Genomic DNA, 16,490 nt, shown 5'->3' with positions numbered 1-16,490 from the left:
GACATGGCCCACACCCCCGTCAACCACCCCGCGCGGCCGATCTACCGGGCGATCGGCGGGCTGACCGGTCTGTACCTGGTGGTCTTCGGCGTGCTCGGCATCATCGCGAGCGCCGGCAACGAGATCCTCGCCCAGGACGACACCCGCGTCCTCGGCCAGGGCACCAACCTCGGCTTCTCGCTGCTGTGCGTGCTGCTCGGGCTCGTCGTGCTGGTCGGCACCGCGCTCGGCCGCAACATCGACGTGGCGATCAACCAGTGGCTGGCGTACGCCCTGATGGCGATCAGCCTGGCCGGTCTGGCCTTCATCCGGACGGACGCCAACTTCTTCAACTTCAGCATCTTCACCGTGATGGTCGTGATGACGGCCGCCCTGGTGCTGCTCATGGCCGGCATGTACGGCAAGGTCGGCACGGAGGATGAGGCGGAGGCGTTCCAGAAGGCTCGTCTCGTGCTCTGAGTTCGTTTCTTGGTTGCGGCCGTGGGTTTTCGCCGGAGCCCGAGCTGCTCCGGGCGGTCAGGCTTGATCCCTGCGCAGCTCGGGCTCCGGCGAAAACCTGACCTGGTCCAGCCTGCGGCGGACCCTTTCGGGCTTTGGGGTTCTTCGGACAGTTGACTCTTGCCTGGGTGACAATCCTCCTGAAATGGTCTAATTCAGGTGGATGGGGTTTGGTATGCCGCACTTTCCGGTGAACCATCCGGCACGGCCGCTCTACCGGGTCCTCTCCGGCCTGATCGGCGTCTACATCCTGGTCTTCGGCGTCTGGGGTGTCGCCGAGACGATCGGCGACCCGCTCTTCGACCGGGGCAGCCACTGGGCCCTCGGGCTCCGCACCAACCTGGCCTTCTCGCTCGCCTCGGTGGTCTTCGGAGTCGTCCTGATCATCGGGGCGTCCCGGCGCGGCAACCTCGGCCACTACATGAACCTCACCGCCGGGGTGGTGTTCCTGGCGACCAGCATCCTCATGATGTCCGTGCTGCAGACCGACGCGAACTTCCTCAACTTCTCGATGTCGACCGTGATCGTGTCGATGCTGTTCGGCCTGATCCTGCTCGGCACCGGCCTCTACGACAAAATCGGCCCGTCGGAGCACGCCGAGGCGGAGCTGGAACGCCGCAAACATCCGGTGGCCGAGGTGCACCGCCGCTGAACGGTCAGTGGCGGCGGGCGGTGATCAACGTGGGCTTCGCCTCCAGGTGCGACAACCCGTTCCAGGCCATGTTGACCAGGTGCGCCGCCACCGTCTCCTTGCGCGGCTTGCGCACCTCCAGCCACCAGCGGCCGGTCAACGCGACCATGCCCACCAACGCCTGCGAGTAGAGCTCGGCCAGCTTCGGGTCGTACCCGCGGCTCTTGAACTCGGCGCCCAGGATGTGCTCGACCTGGTGGGCCACGTCGTTCATCACGCTGCTGAAGGTGGCCGTGCCGGACATCAGCGGCGACTCGCGGACCAGCACCCGGAACCCGCTGGTCTCCTCCTCGATGTAGCCCAGCAGGGCCATCGCGGCCTGCTCCAGCAACTCACGCGGATGCCCCGCCGTCAGCGCCGTGGTGATCCGGTCCAGCAGGGCCCGGACCTCCCGGTCGACCACGACCGCGTACAGCCCCTCCTTGCCACCGAAGTGCTCGTACACCACGGGCTTGGAGACCTTGGCGCGGGCCGCCACCTCCTCGATGGAGGTGGCGTCGAACCCTCGCTCGGCGAACAGTTGCCGGCCGATCGCGATCAACTGCTCCCGCCGCTGCGCAGCGGACATGCGTACCCGGGAGGGGGGCTTGGCTTTCGCCGCCGCAGCCGGCACTGGCCGCCGGCCGCCGGTTTCGTCACTGACCTCGGGCATGTCGCCGCCTCGCTGGCGCTCGGTGACGCCCTGCCGTGGAATGGTGCCTCCGCTGTGCCCGCTCACGTCGTCGCCTCACTGGCGGGCGGTCCGGCCGCCCTGCCGTGCCGTCCGACCGTACCCGGATCGGGCCCGGCTCCCCGTCCGGTCCCCCCGCTCCGCTCGGTCATCCGGCCATCCTGCCAGGCGGCACCCCGCGGCACCGCCCGGTTTACCGGGGTGCGACAGGCTTCACGAGCTTGGCCGCGAGGCGTTCGGGCTTCGGCCAGCGCACCTGCGACGCCGCGCCGACCTTCTCGAACAGCCAGATCACCCGGGCCGAGATGTCCACCTGACCGCGCAGCACACCGTGCCGCGCGCTGGTCGGGTCGGCGTGGTGCAGGTTGTGCCAGCTCTCACCGAACGACAGGATCGCCAGCGGCCAGAAGTTCGACGCGCGGTCGCCCTGGCGCATCGCGAACGGGCGCTCGCCGTACACGTGGCAGACCGAGTTGATCGCCCAGGTGACGTGGTGCAGAAGGCCGATCCGGACCAGCCCGGCCCAGAAGAACGCGGTGAGCGCACCCTGCCACGACCAGGTCACCAGGCCGCCGATCAGCGCCGGGCCGAGCAGCGAGACGGCCACCAGCACGGGGAACAGTCGATCCACCCGGCTGATGTCACGGTCGGCGATCAGATCCGGTGCGAACCGCTCCCGGTTGGACAGCTCGCGGCGGAACAGCCAGCCCACGTGTGCGTGGAACAGACCCCGCGTCAGCGCCCAGAAGCTGGTGCCGAACCGCCACGGCGAGTGCGGGTCACCCTCCAGGTCGGAGAAGGCGTGGTGCCGCCGGTGGTCGGCCACCCACTGGATGATCTCGCCCTGTACCGCCAGCGAACCCGCGACCGCCAGGGTCGCCCGCAGCCACCGCTTGGCCTTGAACGAGCCGTGCGTGAAGTAGCGGTGGAAGCCCACCGTGATGCCGAGCCCGGAGACCACGTACCAGACCAAACCGATGACCACGTCGGTCCAGCCCAGCCAGCCGCCCCAGGCGACCGGCACGGCGACCAGCAGGGCCACGAAGGGGATCACGACGAAGGCCCACAGGGCGGCCAGGATCCCGGAGGACTGACTGCCGTCGGTGAGCGGTTTCGGGCCGGGGCCGGCGGTGTTGGGTTCGACCAGGGTGGTGGACATGGCACCTCGCAGAGGGGACGGAAACGATCACGAACCTACGCCTACGTCACCGTAACTTACGGCTCGGTAGATCGCACGGGGAAGTTTGGAAAAGCTGTCGTACGTAGGTCCTAAAGCCCTGGTCATGGCCGTTCCGTTCGTCGCCATGGTGCGCCGCCTGGGCGGCCGTTCGAGCGGGGTGTCGCCGTCGCTGAGGTCTCGAGCCACGCGCGCTGGTCGGCGACGTCGAGGGGATCATGAAGGGCGTGAGTGCTGGCGTCGCGGCCGTCGGGCGTTAAGGTGTAGCGGCAGGATGCTCGCCCCTGAGGCGACGGAGTTCTTGACGCTGCGATCGGCCGTGGTGTAATTGGCAACACCCGGGTCTTTGGTACCCGTATTTCAGGTTCGAACCCTGGCGGCCGAGCTGTCCCTACAGGTCCGTTTTGGGTTCTGCTGGGGGTAAGAGGACGGGCTGCCGGGCCGCGTGGTTAGCATGGCCGCGAGAGTGTCCGCCGTCCCGACGGGAGCCACGTCGTGCCCCAGCCCCACCTTCGTACCGTCGTCGTGCTCGCCGCGGGTGAGGGCAAGCGGATGAAGTCGACACTGCCCAAGGTGCTGCACCCCCTGCTCGGCCGTACCCTGCTCGGCCACGTGCTGAGCGCGGCCGGGCCGCTGGCCGCCGACCGTACCGTCGTCGTGGTAGGCCACGGCGCCGACCAGGTCCGGGCCCACCTGACCGAGATCGCCCCCGACGCCACGCCCGTGCTCCAGGCCGAGCAGCTCGGCACCGGACATGCCGTGCGGATCGCGTTGGACGCCGTGCCGGAGGGCGCCGGCACGGTCGTGGTCATCAACGGGGACGTGCCGTTGCTGCGACCGGAGACGGTGGGCGCGCTGGTGACCGCGCACGAGGAAGCCGCCGCCGCGGCCACCGTGCTGGCCGCCGAGGTGCCCGACCCGACCGGGCTCGGGCGGATCGTCCGGGACGCCGACGGCCGGCTGGAGCAGATCGTCGAGGAACGCGACGCCGACGCGACCCAGCGCGCGATCCGGGAGATCAACGCCGGCATCTACGCGTTCGACGCGGTGCGGCTGCGCGACGCGCTGGGCAAGCTCTCCACCGACAACGACCAGGGCGAGGAGTACCTGACCGACGTGTTCGGCCTGCTCCGCTCCGTCGGCGAGCCGGTCGCGGTGCACGTGGCTGTCGACCATGTCGAGACGCTGGGCTGCAACGACCGGGTGGAGCTGGCGTCGCTGCGGCGGCTGCTGCGTGACCGGGTCAACGAAGCGTGGATGCGCACCGGGGTGAGCCTGCTCGACCCGGCGACGACCTGGATCGACGTGACGGTGGCGCTGGACCGCGACGCGGTGATCGACCAGAACACCCAGCTACGCGGGGCCACGGTGGTCGGCGCGGGCGCGCTGGTCGGGCCGGACGTGACGCTGATTGACACGATCGTCGGCCCGGCCGCGTCGGTGGTGCGCAGCCACGCCGTGGGCGCCGAGGTGGGCGCGGGCGCCAGCGTGGGCCCGTACGCGTACCTGCGGCCCGCCGCGCGGCTCGCCGACAAGGCGAAGGTCGGCACGTTCGTCGAGGTGAAGAACTCCGAGATCGGCGCCGGTTCCAAGGTGCCGCACCTGACGTACGTGGGTGACGCCACGATCGGCGAGCAGACCAACATCGGCGCCGCGTCGGTCTTCGTCAACTACGACGGGGTCAACAAGCACCGCACGGTGATCGGCAGCCACGCCCGGACCGGGGCGGACAACATGTTCGTCGCGCCGGTCGAGGTGGGTGACGGCGCGTACACGGCGGCCGGCTCGGTGATCGTGGACGACGTGCCGGCGGGCGCGATGGGTGTCGCCCGCGCGCGCCAGCGCAACATCGAGGGCTGGGTGGTGAAGCGGCGGGCCGGCACGGCGGCGGCCGAGGCCGCGCAGCGCGCCAGTGACGCGAAGGGTGCGTCGGAGGTGGGTGGCACCGCAAGCGACAGTGAGGCAATGCACGGGCGGGCCGAGACGGTGGGCGGTGCGTCCGGCGCGGGAGATACTGCAACCGAATAGTCCCCGACCCACCACCACCGGGCCGGGTACCGCCGACAAACGGGAGCAGACGGGCCCATGGGCAGCATCGTCGCCGAAAACCGCAAGAGCCTGATGCTCTTCTCCGGACGGGGTTTCCCGGAGCTGGCCAAGGAGATCGGCGAGGTGCTCGGTGTGGCACCGACGCCGGCCGACGCGTACGAGTTCGCCAACGGCGAGATTTTCGTACGATTCAAGGATTCGGTACGTGGTTCGGACGCCTTCGTGGTGCAGTCCGTGACGCACGGGGTGAACACCTGGGTCATGGAGACCCTGATCATGGTGGACGCGCTGAAGCGGGGGTCGGCCAAGCGGATCACCGTCGTGCTGCCGTTCTACCCGTACGCGCGGCAGGACAAGAAGCACCGGGGTCGGGAGCCGATCTCGGCCCGGCTGGTGGCGGATCTGCTGAAGACGGCCGGCGCGAACCGGATCCTCACCGTCGACCTGCACACCGCGCAGATCCAGGGCTTCTTCGACGGGCCGGTGGACCACCTCTTCGCGATGGACATCCTCGCCGAGTACGTGGAGCACCGGTACGCCGGCCGGCCGATGACCGTGGTCGCGCCGGATTCGGGTCGGGTGCGGGTGGCCGAGCGGTGGACCGACCGGCTGGGTGGCTGCCCGCTGGCGTTCATCCACAAGACCCGCGACCCGATGAAGCCGAACCAGGTGGTGGCAAACCGGGTGGTCGGTGAGGTGGAGGGTCGCGTCTGCCTGATCGTCGACGACATGATCGACACCGGTGGCACGATCACCAAGGCGGCGGACATCCTCAAGGAGTCGGGTGCGGCGGAGATCGTGGTGGCGTCCACCCACGCGCTCCTGTCGGACCCGGCGACCGAGCGGTTGAAGAACAGCCCGATCTGCGAGGTCGTGGTGACCAACACGCTGCCGTTGCCGCCGGATAAGCAGCTGGACAAGCTGACCGTGCTGTCGATCGCGCCGCTGCTGGCGCGGGCGATCCGGGAGGTGTTCGACGACGGCTCGGTGACCACCCTCTTCGGTGGCCTGAGCTGACCGCCACGCCGCGCCGCGCGTAAGGAAGGGCCCCTTGTTAACGCCTCATGGGGGTAAAGGGGCCCTTCCTAACACATGGGCGGGAGCGGTGATCGGGGACTGCCGGAAACTCGGGAAACAGCTCGGGTAGACTGGTGCGGTTGCCACGGCGAGGGTGCCCGGCGGGCCGCTGAAAAGCGCCGCACGGAGGCACCGTCATCGACGCGGTGCTCCGGGCAGTCGTTCATGACGCATGAGCCCCAGCGAGCCCCTCGCCCCAGCACCGCAAGACGACAAGCCGCCGCAGCGAAAAGCATCAGGAGTTTCCCCGTGTCCGAGGTAAAGATCAGCGCCGAGCCCCGTACCGAGTTCGGCAAGGGTGGTGCCCGCCGTACCCGCCGGGCCGGCAAGGTGCCCGCCGTGCTGTACGGCCACGGCGAGAAGCCCAAGCACATCGCGCTGCCGTCGCGGGAGTTCGCCGCCGCGATCCGCAAGGGTGGCGCCAACCAGCTCTTCGCGATCGACATCACCGACGGCACCCAGGTGCTGGCGCTGCCGAAGGCGATCCAGCGTGACCCGATCCGGGACACCTTCGAGCACGTGGACCTCATCCTGGTGCGCCGGGGCGAGAAGGTCACCGTCGAGGTGCCGGTCCAGCTGACCGGCGAGGCCGCGCGGGACACCCTGATCGTGCACGACCACGACACCCTCTCGGTGACCGCCGACGCCACCAAGGTGCCGGACCACCTTGAGGCGTCGATCGAGGGCCTGGAGGCCGGTTCCTCGGTGACCGCCGGCGATGTCGAGCTGCCCAACGGTGTCGAGCTGGCCGTCGACCCGACGCTGCCGGTCGCCGCGGTGACCGCCGCGCCGACCGCCGAGCAGCTCGAGGCGACGCTGCCCGAGGTCGAGGAGGCCACCGAGGAGGCCGAGGCCGAGACCGGCGAGGTCACCGAGGGCTCCGAGGGCGCGGACGCCGCCGAGGGCGCCGAGAACACCGAGGCTCGTACCGAGGCCTGATCGGTTCGTACCGTGCGGCAGGCGTCCCCGATTTTCGGGGGCGCCTGCCGGCGTATCGGGAGTCGGTGAAGACGGCGGGAGGGGCGGGTCGTGACGGACGAGGCGGGGCCGTGGCTGGTGGTCGGCCTGGGCAATCCGGGCCGGGAGTACGCCGGGAACCGGCACAACGTCGGGTTCATGGTGGCGGAGCTGCTGGCGGGGCGGTTGGGCGCGCGTTTCGGTCGGCACAAGCGGGCGGTGGCCGAGGTCGCGGAAGGGCGGCTGGGGTTCGGCGGCCCGAAGCTGGTGCTGGTGAAGCCACTGACGTACATGAACCTGTCCGGTGGGCCGGTCGCGGCGCTGTCGCAGTTCTACAAGGTGCCCCCGGCCCAGGTGATCGCGGTGCATGACGAGCTGGACATCGGCTTCGGCCAGGTGCGGATCAAGTGTGGCGGCGGCGAGGGCGGGCACAACGGCCTGCGTTCGATGTCCAAGTCGTTGGGCACCAAGGACTACGTCCGGGTGCGGTTCGGCGTGGGTCGGCCGCCGGGGCGGCAGGATCCGGCGGATTACGTGCTGTCGGATTTCGGCGCGGCGGAACGCAAAGAGCTCGATTTCCTGGTGGACCGGGCCGCCGACGTGGTGGAGTCGGTGATCGTCAAAGGCGTGGAGCCGACCCAGAACCTGTATCACGGCGGTTAGAGACTGTCGGGAAGCCCCGCACCGGCTGCGGCGGGCCCATCCGGCGACCGGCGGCGTTGGGGTTTGGTCCGGATACAACGCCGGTATCCGGACCAAACCCCGCCTTGCCGGATCGCCGCATGGACTCCGCCTCGCTCGCCACGGACTTTCCGACAGTCTCTGGCCGGGCGGGGCGTACCGGATCGGAAACGGTTGGCCGGTAGTCTGCGCCTTTCGGCGTGCCGTGACCGGCGACGCGGGTCGCGGCCGATCGGTGCGTGCGGGCACGGGCCGCGGTGAGGCGACGGGAGCGGGCAGATGGGCAGTCCTCCGATGATCGACGGGGCGTTCGCCCGGTGGTTGGCCTCGCGGGCCGGTCAGGCGCTGCTCGACCTGCGGGCGGAGTTGGGCTTCGCGGACCCGGGCGCGCTGAAGTCGGCCGGGGACAAGGTGTCGCACGACCTGATCCGCACGGAGTTGGCGCGGTGGCGGCCGGGCGACGCGGTGCTCTCCGAGGAGGACGAGGGCTCGCGGTTGGCCTGGGCGGCCGAGGTGAACACCGGCGCGGTGTCCCGACTGACCGCGGACCGCGTGTGGATCATCGATCCGTTGGACGGCACCCGGGAGTTCGCCGAGGAGGGCCGCTCGGACTGGGCGGTGCACGTCGCCCTCTGGGCGCGGAGCGCGCCGAGCCCGCACGGGCTGGTCGCCGGGGCCGTCGGGTTGCCGGCGCAGCACCGGGTGCTGGGCACCGACTATCCGCCCGCGTACCCGCCGATGACGGTGGAGGCGGCGACGGCCGGTGAGCGGAAGATCCGTCTGGCGGCGAGCCGGAGCCGGCCGCCGGTGTTCCTCACCGACCTGGCCGAGGACGTCGGCGCGCACCTCGTGCCGATGGGTTCGGCCGGTGCGAAGATCGCCGCGGTGGTGACCGGCGAGGTGGACGCGTACATCCATGCGGGTGGGCAGTACGAGTGGGACTCGGCCGCCCCGGTTGCTGTGGCGACGGCCACCGGGCTACACGCTTCCCGGATCGACGGTTCTGCGCTTCGATACAACGAGGCGGATCCGCGCCTGCCGGACCTGCTGGTCTGTCGCAAGGATCTCGCCAACCGGTTGCTTGCAGCGCTGCAGAGGCATTCCGGGTAGCCTGAGCGCACTTCTTGACATGTCCGACCGGAAAGGTCTGGAAATCGGATGAGCGAGCGAGTGTCATGACGTCCCCCGCGGCCTACCGGGTCTCCCATCTGGACGCCCTTGAGGCGGAGAGCATCTTCGTGATGCGCGAGGTTGTCGCCGAGCTGGAACGCCCGGTGCTGCTCTTCTCCGGCGGCAAGGACTCGATCGTCATGCTGCGGTTGGCGCAGAAGGCGTTCGCCCCGGCCAACATCCCCTTTCCCGTCATGCACGTCGACACCGGGCACAACTTCCCCGAGGTGCTCGAATACCGCGACCAGCGGGTCGCCGAGCTGGGGTTGCAACTCGTGGTGGCGAGCGTTCCGGAGGCCCTGGCCAGCGGGCTGGTCCGCGAGTCCGGTGACGGGATGCGCAACCGGATCCAGACGCCGGTGCTGCTGGACGCGGTCGAGAAGCACCGCTTCGACGCGCTGTTCGGTGGCGCCCGCCGCGACGAGGAGAAGGCGCGGGCCAAGGAGCGGGTGTTCAGCTTCCGCGACGAGTTCGGCCAGTGGGATCCCAAGAACCAGCGCCCGGAGCTGTGGTCGCTCTACAACGGCCGGCACCACCCGGGCGAGTCGATCCGGGTCTTCCCGTTGTCCAACTGGACCGAGTTGGACGTGTGGCACTACATCGCCTCCGAGCGCATCCCGCTGCCGTCGATCTACTACGCGCACGAGCGCGAGGTGATCGAGCGCGACGGGATGTTCTACGCGGTCAACGAGTTCTTCCGTCCCCGCGCGGGCGAGGAGCGGTTCAAGGCGCAGGTGCGCTACCGCACCGTCGGGGACGCCTCCTGCACCGCGGCGGTCCGCTCGGACGCGGACACCGTGGAGAAGGTCATCGAGGAGGTGGCGGCCACGCGGATCACCGAACGGGGCGCGACCCGTGGTGACGACCGGGTCAGCGAGGCCGCCATGGAGGACCGCAAGCGGGAGGGGTACTTCTGATGACCACCGAGATCGTGGCCCCGGCCGCCGCCGGCACCGAGGCCACCGGTGAGGCACGGCCGATGGACCTGCTGCGGTTCGCCACCGCCGGCAGCGTGGACGACGGCAAGTCGACCCTGATCGGCCGGCTGCTCTACGACACCAAGTCGCTCTTCACCGACCAGTTGGAGGCGGTGGAGGCGGTCAGCGCGGCCCGTGGCGACGAGTACACCAACCTGGCGCTGCTCACCGACGGCCTGCGCGCCGAGCGCGAGCAGGGCATCACCATCGACGTGGCGTACCGGTACTTCGCCACGCCCCGACGCAAGTTCATCATCGCGGACACGCCCGGGCACATCCAGTACACCCGCAACATGGTCACCGGGGCCTCGACGGCCGACCTGGCGCTGATCCTGGTGGACGCGCGCAAGGGCCTGGTCGAGCAGTCCCGCCGGCACGCGTTCCTCTGCTCGCTGCTGCGGGTGCCGCATCTGGTCCTCTGCGTGAACAAGATGGACCTGGTGGACTGGTCGCAGGAGGTCTACGAGCGGATCGCCGACGAGTTCACCGCGTTCGCCGCGAAACTCGACGTACCCGACCTGACCGTGGTGCCGATCTCGGCGCTGCGCGGCGACAACATCGTCGCCCGGTCGGAGAACATGCCGTGGTACGAGGGCCCGTCGCTGCTGCACCACCTGGAGCGGGTGCACATTGCCAGCGACCGCAACCTGGTCGACGTCCGGTTCCCCGTGCAGTACGTGATCCGCCCCCAGTCCACGACGGTCACCGACTACCGGGGCTACGCCGGTCAGGTCGCCTCCGGTGTGCTGAAGCCGGGGGACGAGGTCATGGTGCTGCCGTCCGGCTTCACCAGCCGGATCGCCGCCGTGGAGACCGCCGACGGGCCGGTCGCGGAGGCGTTTCCGCCGATGTCGGTGACGGTACGGCTGACCGACGAGATCGACATCTCCCGAGGTGACCTGATCTGCCGGCCGAACAACGCGCCGACGGTCGCCCAGGACATCGAGGCGATGATCTGCTGGATGGACGAGACCAGCCCGCTGCGGGTCGGCGGCCGGTACGCGATCAAGCACACCACCCGGTCGGCACGGGCGATCGTGCGGGGTCTGCACTATCGGTTGGACATCAACTCGCTGCACCGCGACGAGTCGGCCGACGAGCTGCGACTCAACGAGATCGGCCGGGTACGGCTGCGCACAACGGTGCCGCTGCTGGCCGACGAGTACCGCCGTAACCGCACCACCGGCGGCTTCGTCATCATCGACGAGGCCACCAACCGCACGGTCGGCGCCGCCATGATCGTCGAAGCCAGCTAACTGACCCGCGCCCTCGCCTCGCCCTGCGCCCGCCGCTGGCATGTTCGCACTCGATCCATGAAGTAGTGGCCTCGCCCATCGGGCGAGGCCACTACTTCCATGAACAAGCACGATCTCCCCCGGTCTCCGCGCCCGCCGCCTCGACCCGTGATCAAGAGGTTTGCGTCAGTCCGAGCCCGGATTCTGCCGCAAACCTCTCGATCAACTCGGGGGCTGGGGGTGCGGCGTGGGGGTCAGTGCAGGCGGGTTGCGCCGGGGGAGGGGAGGACCGGGATCGTGGTGGGGGCGGTGAAGGCGCGTTCGGCGTACGCGGCCGTGACGGCTGCCGCCACCGCCTCGGCGCGATCGGTGTCCACCAGGGCGAGGACGCAGCCGCCGAACCCGCCGCCGGTCATCCGGGCACCGAGCGCGCCGGCCGACAGTGCCGCCTCGACTGCCGTGTCGATCTCCGGCACGGTGATCTCGAAGTCGTCGCGCATGGAGACGTGCGAGGCGGTGAGCAGCGGGCCGATGTCCCGGACCCGGCCCGCGCGCAGCAGCGCCACCGTGTCCAGCACACGCTGGTCCTCGGTGACCACGTGCCGGACGCGCCGTCGGGTCTCCTCGTCGTCGAGGCGGGCCAGTGCGCCGTCGAGCTGGTCGACGGCCACGTCGCGCAGCGCGGCGACGCCGAGCGCCTTGGCTGCCGCCTCGCAGGACCGGCGGCGGGCGGCGTACTCCCCGTCGGCGTGCCGGTGCGGTGCGCGGCTGTCGATGACCAGGACGGCCAGCCCGGCGGCGTCCAGGTCGAACGGGATGTGCTCGACGGACTCGTCGCGGCAGTCGAGGAAGAGCGCGTGCCCTTCGCGGCAGCGGATCACCGCGGACTGGTCCATGATGCCGGTCGGCGCACCCACGTAGACGTTCTCCGCCCGCTGCGCCAGCCGCGGCTGCCGCTCGGGGGACAGGTCCAGCCCACCGAGGTCGAGCAGGGCGGCGAGCACGGACGACTCCAGCGCGGCCGATGAGGAGAGCCCGGAACCCAGCGGCACGTCGGAGGCGATCGCCAGCCGGGCGCCGGGCACCGCGTGGCCGGCGTCGCGCAGCGCCCAGACCACCCCGGCCACGTACGCGCCCCAGCCGGTCACCCGGCCGGGCTCGGCCACGTCGTCCGCGCCGAAGGTGATCGTCTCGTCGGAGAGCTCGGACCAGACCGTCCAGCGCTCGTCGTCCTGCCGGTCGGCGGCGACCACGGTACGCAGTGGCAGCGCGAAGGGCAGCACGAACCCGTCGTTGTAGTCGGTGTGCTCGCCGATCAGGTTGACCCGGCCGGGCGCGGCCCAGAGGCCGGTGGCCTGACCGCCGTACTGGTCGGTGAAGCCGGCGGCGGCCCGCTCGACGACGTCACCGGTGGGGCTGGTCATGACTGCTCCAGGACGTGCGTGCGGTAGAAGGCCCAGGCGTCGCCCACCATGTCGTGCAGGGTGGGCTTCTGCGGCACCCAACCCAGCTCGTCCCGGGCCAGCGCGGAGGAGGCGACCAGCTCGGCGGGGTCGCCCTCGCGGCGCGGCGCCACCTCGACCGGCAGTCGGTGCCCGGTGACCTCGCGGACCACGTCGACCACCTGCCGATTGGTGAAGCCGTTGCCGTTGCCGAGGTTGTAGATGCGGTGCTGGCCCCCGGTGGCGGCGTCCAGCGCCAGCAGGTGGGCGCGGGCCAGGTCGGCGACGTGGATGTAGTCGCGGACGCAGGTGCCGTCTTCCGTGGGGTAGTCGTCGCCGAAGAGCTGGAGCTTCTCCCGTCGGCCGGCGGCGACCTCCAGGGCGATCGGGATGAGGTGCGTCTCCGGGTCGTGCCGCTCGCCGAGCGCGATGTCGCCGGCGAGGTGCGCGCCGGCGACGTTGAAGTAGCGCAGCGAGACGGCGGCCAGCCCGTGCGCGACGGCCTCGGAGGTGAGCGCCATGTCGACGGCGAGCTTGGTGGCGCCGTACGTGTTGGTGGGCGCCTTGACCGCGGTCTCGGTGATCGGCAGCTCGGTGGGGTTGCCGTAGACGGCGGCGGTGGAGGAGAAGACCATCCGGGGCACCCCGGCGGCGCGGACGGCGTTGATCAGGGCGAGCGAGCCGACCGTGTTGGTCTGCCAGTACAGCTCCGGCTTCACCATCGACTCGCCGGCGGCGATGAGGGCGGCGAAGTGCAGCACCCCGTCGAAGCCGGCGTCGGGGGTGAGGATCTGGGCGGCGTCGTGAATGGACGCCTCGACGTGGGTCGCGTCCGGAGCGAGCGCCTCGCGGTGACCGGTGCGCAGGTCGTCCAGGACGACGACCTGGTGGCCCGCGTCGAGCAGCATCCGGGTCACCACGCTGCCGATGAACCCGGCGCCCCCGGTGACGAGCAGTTTCACGTCGTTGCCTCCTGCCTGGCCCGCCGGGACGTGGCCTTTGGTGATCACCCTACGGCGGCGGGTGGAACCGGAGCCGACCACGCCGCCAACCCATTCCATCATAATCTCTCACGTTTAAACAGAGCCGCACATCGCCGGTGACTCCGCGCGATCCCCGGTGCGGCGGGCGCCCGGTGTCTACCATCGCTGTCATGCGGGAAGCGGCCCGTTCCGGGCTCCGGCGACGCGTGCGGGGGAAGCCCCGCCGCGACCCCGGCCCGCTCGCCCGAGCCGTCGCGCGGATCCTGGTCCGCGCCGCCGACGGCACCACCCGCCTCGTCACCGACCTGCTCGGGGCCGGCCCGGCGGCCGGCCGGGAACGCATCTCCGAGGCCGAACTACGGGACCTGCTCGCGGTGAACACGGTGCTCGACCCGGACGAGCGGCGGATCATTGACGAGGTGCTGGTGGCCGCCGCGCGTCTCGTCCGCGAGGTGATGATGCCCCGCACCGAGGTGGTCTTCCTGCCGGCCCGGCTGACCATCGCCGAGGCCGCCCGGTCGGTGCGGGCCGAGACGCACACCCGTTACCCGGTGACCGACGGCACCCAGGACGACGTGGTCGGGTTCGTGCACCTGCGGGACGTGCTGCTGCGTCCGGACGCCGACCCGTGCGTCACCGTCGGTGAGCTGACCCGTGAGGTCAAGCAGGTGCCCGGCAGCAAGCCGGTCCTGGCCGCGCTGACCGAGATGCGCCGGGAGGGTCACCACCTGGCGGTGGTCATCGACGAGTACGGCGGGACCGCCGGGATCGTCACCCTGGAGGATCTGATCGAGGAGCTCGTCGGGGAGATCCACGACGAGTACGACACGACAGCCGACCCGCCGCACGCCGGCCTGCCGGCGGTGGTCGACGGCCGGCTCAACCTCGCCGACTTCGCCGAGCGGACCGGCGTGGCGCTGCCCGCCGGGCCGTACGAGACGGTCGGCGGGTACGTGATGGCAGCGCTGGGCCGCCTGCCACTGCCCGGGGACGAGGTGCCCGTACCCGCCGAGCCGCCCGACGACGGCGGTCCCGATCCGGTGGACCCGGCGGACGGTTGGCTGCTACGGGTGCTGGCCCTGGACGGCCGCCGCGTCGCCCGGCTCGCGGTGTCGACGCTCCGCGTGCCGGAGCAGCGGCGCGCGGGCGTGCCACGCGAGGTCAGCGCCCCGACACCGGCCGGCCGTGGCCGACGCGCCGGCCCGTCATGACGGCCCCGCCTGCTTGCTGACAGAATTATCGCCATGCCCGACGTTTCCGAGCGACCCCGCGTCTTCTCCGGCATTCAGCCGACGGCCGACTCGTTCCACCTCGGCAACTACCTGGGAGCCGTGCGGCACTGGGTGGCCCTGCAGGACACCCACGACGCGTTCTACTGCGTGGTGGACCTGCACGCCATCACCGCGGGTCACGACCCGGCGCTGCTGCGCCAGCGCACCAGGGTGGCGGCCGCCCAGCTCTTCGCGGTCGGTCTCGACCCGGAGCGCAGCACCCTGTTCGTGCAGTCGCAGGTGCCTGAGCATCCGCAGCTGGCCTGGGTGCTCGGCTGCATCACCGGCTTCGGGGAGGCCAGCCGGATGACCCAGTTCAAGGACAAGTCGCAGAAGCAGGGCAACGAGCGGGCCAGCGTCGGGCTCTTCACCTACCCGGTCCTGCAGGCTGCCGACATCCTGCTCTACCAGGCCAACGCGGTGCCGGTCGGCGAGGACCAGCGTCAGCACCTGGAGCTCTCCCGCGACCTGGCCCAGCGGTTCAACTCGCTGTTCGGCGCGACGTTCACGGTGCCCGCGCCGCACATCGTCAAGGACACCGCGAAGATCACCGACCTGCAGGATCCGACGGCGAAGATGTCCAAGTCGTCGTCCTCGCCGGCCGGCATCATCGACCTGCTGGACGATCCGGCCCGGTCGGCGAAGAAGATCCGCTCCGCGGTGACCGACACCGGTCGGGAGATCGTCTTCGACGCCGAGACCAAGCCGGGCGTGTCCAACCTGCTGACCATCTACTCGGCGCTCAGCGGGCGTGGCATCGACGAGCTGGTGGCAGCGTTCGCCGGCCGCGGCTACGGAGACCTGAAGAAGGAGCTGGCCGAGGTCGTGGCGGAGTTCGCCCGCCCCATCCAGGAGCGCACCCGCACCTACCTCGACGACCCGGCGCAGTTGGACAAGCTGCTCGCCGCCGGCGCGGAGAAGGCCCGGTCGGTGGCCGGCGCGACCCTGCGGTCCGCGTACGAGCGAATCGGCTTCTTCCCGCCGGTGCGCGGCGAATAGCGCTGCGGGACAGGTGGGCGGGTCGGTGGCCGACGTGGCGGCACGGAGCGTGGATCGCAGTGGCGGGGTGCCGCCGTCCGGCGACACCGTTCAGATCGGCATAGCGGTGGACATCCCGGAGCCGTGGGGGGCCCAGCTCACCCGGCGCCGGGTCGAGGCGGGCGATCCCCTCGCGGTGCCGGCACACGTGACGCTGCTCGGTCCGACCGAGATCCCGACGGCCGTCCTGCCGGGCGTCGAGCGGCACCTCGCCGCCGTGGCCGCCGCGCATCTGCCGTTCACGCTGCACCTGCGGGGCACCGGCACGTTCCGGCCGGTGACGCAGGTGGTGTTCGTCGCGGTGGCCGCCGGGATCAGCGAATGCGAACTGCTGGCCGCCGCGATCGCGGCCGCGCCGGGCCTGCACCGCCAGACCCGCTTCCCGTACCATCCGCACGTCACCGTGGCGCAGGACGTCGCTCCGGAGACGTTGGACAAGGTGTACGAGGATCTGGCCGACTTCTCCGCGATGTTCGAGGTCGACGGGTTCACCCTCTTCTCGCACAGCGGACAGGCCCGGTGGCAGCCCCGCCGGGACTTCCGCCTCGGCGACTGACGGTCGGCGACCCGCCGG

The 16,490-nt window shown here is 70.7% G+C and carries 16 protein-coding genes and 1 tRNA gene; 13 read left to right on the top strand and 4 right to left on the bottom strand.

Features of this window, described 5'->3' with window-relative positions:
• Positions 1–3 precede the first annotated feature (3 nt).
• Positions 4–459, top strand: coding sequence for a DUF4383 domain-containing protein (locus tag OG505_RS23055; protein ID WP_405427457.1), 456 nt, complete (start codon positions 4–6; stop codon positions 457–459).
• A 214-nt stretch (positions 460–673) separates the two neighbouring features.
• Positions 674–1,150: a DUF4383 domain-containing protein gene (locus OG505_RS23050; protein ID WP_405427455.1), complete on the top strand. Its 477-nt coding sequence runs from the start codon at positions 674–676 to the stop codon at positions 1,148–1,150.
• A gap of 4 nt (positions 1,151–1,154) precedes the next feature.
• On the opposite strand, the gene OG505_RS23045 is transcribed toward OG505_RS23050, so the two are convergent.
• Together OG505_RS23045 and OG505_RS23040 are read right to left on the bottom strand one after the other, a co-directional pair.
• The gene (locus OG505_RS23045; protein WP_405434652.1) at positions 1,155–1,841 is read right to left on the bottom strand and encodes a TetR family transcriptional regulator; all 687 of its coding nucleotides are present in this window, start codon (positions 1,839–1,841) and stop codon (positions 1,155–1,157) included.
• 211 nt (positions 1,842–2,052) lie between these two features.
• Positions 2,053–3,018 carry an acyl-CoA desaturase gene (locus OG505_RS23040; protein WP_405427453.1) on the bottom strand — a complete coding sequence of 322 codons (966 nt, stop codon included), beginning with the start codon at positions 3,016–3,018 and terminating at the stop codon, positions 2,053–2,055.
• A 331-nt stretch (positions 3,019–3,349) separates the two neighbouring features.
• Between OG505_RS23040 and OG505_RS23035 the strand changes: the two genes are divergently transcribed.
• The 8 genes from OG505_RS23035 to OG505_RS23000 all read left to right on the top strand — a co-directional run bounded on the left by OG505_RS23035 (position 3,350) and on the right by OG505_RS23000 (position 11,203).
• Positions 3,350–3,421 (top strand) — tRNA-Gln (locus OG505_RS23035).
• Positions 3,422–3,531: 110 nt separating this feature from the next.
• Positions 3,532–5,064 (top strand): bifunctional UDP-N-acetylglucosamine diphosphorylase/glucosamine-1-phosphate N-acetyltransferase GlmU, encoded by a 1,533-nt coding sequence (gene glmU / locus OG505_RS23030; protein WP_405427451.1) that lies wholly within the window; start codon positions 3,532–3,534, stop codon positions 5,062–5,064.
• Between the two features lie 57 nt (positions 5,065–5,121).
• Positions 5,122–6,102, top strand: a complete 981-nt coding sequence (locus OG505_RS23025; protein WP_405427449.1) for a ribose-phosphate diphosphokinase — start codon at positions 5,122–5,124, stop codon at positions 6,100–6,102.
• Positions 6,103–6,411: 309 nt separating this feature from the next.
• Positions 6,412–7,101, top strand: coding sequence for a 50S ribosomal protein L25/general stress protein Ctc (locus OG505_RS23020; protein WP_405427447.1), 690 nt, complete (start codon positions 6,412–6,414; stop codon positions 7,099–7,101).
• A 90-nt stretch (positions 7,102–7,191) separates the two neighbouring features.
• Positions 7,192–7,782: an aminoacyl-tRNA hydrolase gene (pth, locus tag OG505_RS23015; protein WP_234585606.1), complete on the top strand. Its 591-nt coding sequence runs from the start codon at positions 7,192–7,194 to the stop codon at positions 7,780–7,782.
• Positions 7,783–8,079: 297 nt separating this feature from the next.
• On the top strand, positions 8,080–8,910 hold the full coding sequence (locus OG505_RS23010) for an inositol monophosphatase family protein (protein WP_405427445.1): 831 nt from the start codon (positions 8,080–8,082) through the stop codon (positions 8,908–8,910).
• A gap of 65 nt (positions 8,911–8,975) precedes the next feature.
• On the top strand, positions 8,976–9,887 hold the full coding sequence (gene cysD / locus OG505_RS23005) for a sulfate adenylyltransferase subunit CysD (protein WP_405427443.1): 912 nt from the start codon (positions 8,976–8,978) through the stop codon (positions 9,885–9,887).
• Complete coding sequence (locus OG505_RS23000) at positions 9,887–11,203, top strand: sulfate adenylyltransferase subunit 1 (protein ID WP_405427441.1); 1,317 nt, start codon at positions 9,887–9,889, stop codon at positions 11,201–11,203. Before cysD ends, OG505_RS23000 begins: the two co-directional genes overlap by 1 nt.
• A gap of 233 nt (positions 11,204–11,436) precedes the next feature.
• Here the strand turns inward: OG505_RS23000 and galK are convergent, their stop codons facing one another.
• Both galK and galE read right to left on the bottom strand, forming a co-directional pair.
• Positions 11,437–12,606, bottom strand: coding sequence for a galactokinase (gene galK / locus OG505_RS22995; protein ID WP_405427439.1), 1,170 nt, complete (start codon positions 12,604–12,606; stop codon positions 11,437–11,439).
• A complete protein-coding gene (gene galE / locus OG505_RS22990) occupies positions 12,603–13,586 on the bottom strand; it encodes a UDP-glucose 4-epimerase GalE (RefSeq protein WP_405427437.1) in 984 nt (327 codons plus the stop codon). Before galE ends, galK begins: the two co-directional genes overlap by 4 nt.
• A gap of 191 nt (positions 13,587–13,777) precedes the next feature.
• Between galE and OG505_RS22985 the strand changes: the two genes are divergently transcribed.
• From OG505_RS22985 to OG505_RS22975, 3 genes are read left to right on the top strand one after another with little or no spacing between them, the layout of a single operon-like run.
• Complete coding sequence (locus OG505_RS22985) at positions 13,778–14,818, top strand: hemolysin family protein (protein WP_405427435.1); 1,041 nt, start codon at positions 13,778–13,780, stop codon at positions 14,816–14,818.
• 33 nt (positions 14,819–14,851) lie between these two features.
• On the top strand, positions 14,852–15,877 hold the full coding sequence (gene trpS, locus OG505_RS22980; protein WP_405427433.1) for a tryptophan--tRNA ligase: 1,026 nt from the start codon (positions 14,852–14,854) through the stop codon (positions 15,875–15,877).
• Between the two features lie 25 nt (positions 15,878–15,902).
• Positions 15,903–16,472 carry a 2'-5' RNA ligase family protein gene (locus OG505_RS22975; RefSeq protein WP_405427431.1) on the top strand — a complete coding sequence of 190 codons (570 nt, stop codon included), beginning with the start codon at positions 15,903–15,905 and terminating at the stop codon, positions 16,470–16,472.
• The last annotated feature ends 18 nt before the right edge of the window (positions 16,473–16,490 follow it).

The sequence above is a fragment of the Micromonospora sp. NBC_00617 genome (genome assembly GCF_045161355.1).
GTDB lineage: Bacteria > Actinomycetota > Actinomycetes > Mycobacteriales > Micromonosporaceae > Micromonospora.
The sequence above is the reverse complement of the archived record's forward strand: the minus strand, read 5'-3'. Positions and strand labels throughout refer to the sequence as shown.

Bases quoted from the DNA above. Each gene is read 5' to 3' on its own strand.
- cysD (WP_405427443.1), top strand. From the start codon at position 8,976: ATGACGTCCCCCGCGGCCTACCGGGTCTCCCATCTGGACGCCCTTGAG.
- trpS (WP_405427433.1), top strand. From the start codon at position 14,852: ATGCCCGACGTTTCCGAGCGACCCCGCGTCTTCTCCGGCATTCAGCCG.
- OG505_RS23025 (WP_405427449.1), top strand. From the start codon at position 5,122: ATGGGCAGCATCGTCGCCGAAAACCGCAAGAGCCTGATGCTCTTCTCC.
- OG505_RS23040 (WP_405427453.1), bottom strand. From the start codon at position 3,018: ATGTCCACCACCCTGGTCGAACCCAACACCGCCGGCCCCGGCCCGAAA.
- OG505_RS23010 (WP_405427445.1), top strand. From the start codon at position 8,080: ATGGGCAGTCCTCCGATGATCGACGGGGCGTTCGCCCGGTGGTTGGCC.
- galK (WP_405427439.1), bottom strand. From the start codon at position 12,606: ATGACCAGCCCCACCGGTGACGTCGTCGAGCGGGCCGCCGCCGGCTTC.
- OG505_RS23050 (WP_405427455.1), top strand. From the start codon at position 674: ATGCCGCACTTTCCGGTGAACCATCCGGCACGGCCGCTCTACCGGGTC.
- OG505_RS23045 (WP_405434652.1), bottom strand. From the start codon at position 1,841: ATGCCCGAGGTCAGTGACGAAACCGGCGGCCGGCGGCCAGTGCCGGCT.
- OG505_RS23000 (WP_405427441.1), top strand. From the start codon at position 9,887: ATGACCACCGAGATCGTGGCCCCGGCCGCCGCCGGCACCGAGGCCACC.
- OG505_RS23055 (WP_405427457.1), top strand. From the start codon at position 4: ATGGCCCACACCCCCGTCAACCACCCCGCGCGGCCGATCTACCGGGCG.
- OG505_RS22985 (WP_405427435.1), top strand. From the start codon at position 13,778: ATGCGGGAAGCGGCCCGTTCCGGGCTCCGGCGACGCGTGCGGGGGAAG.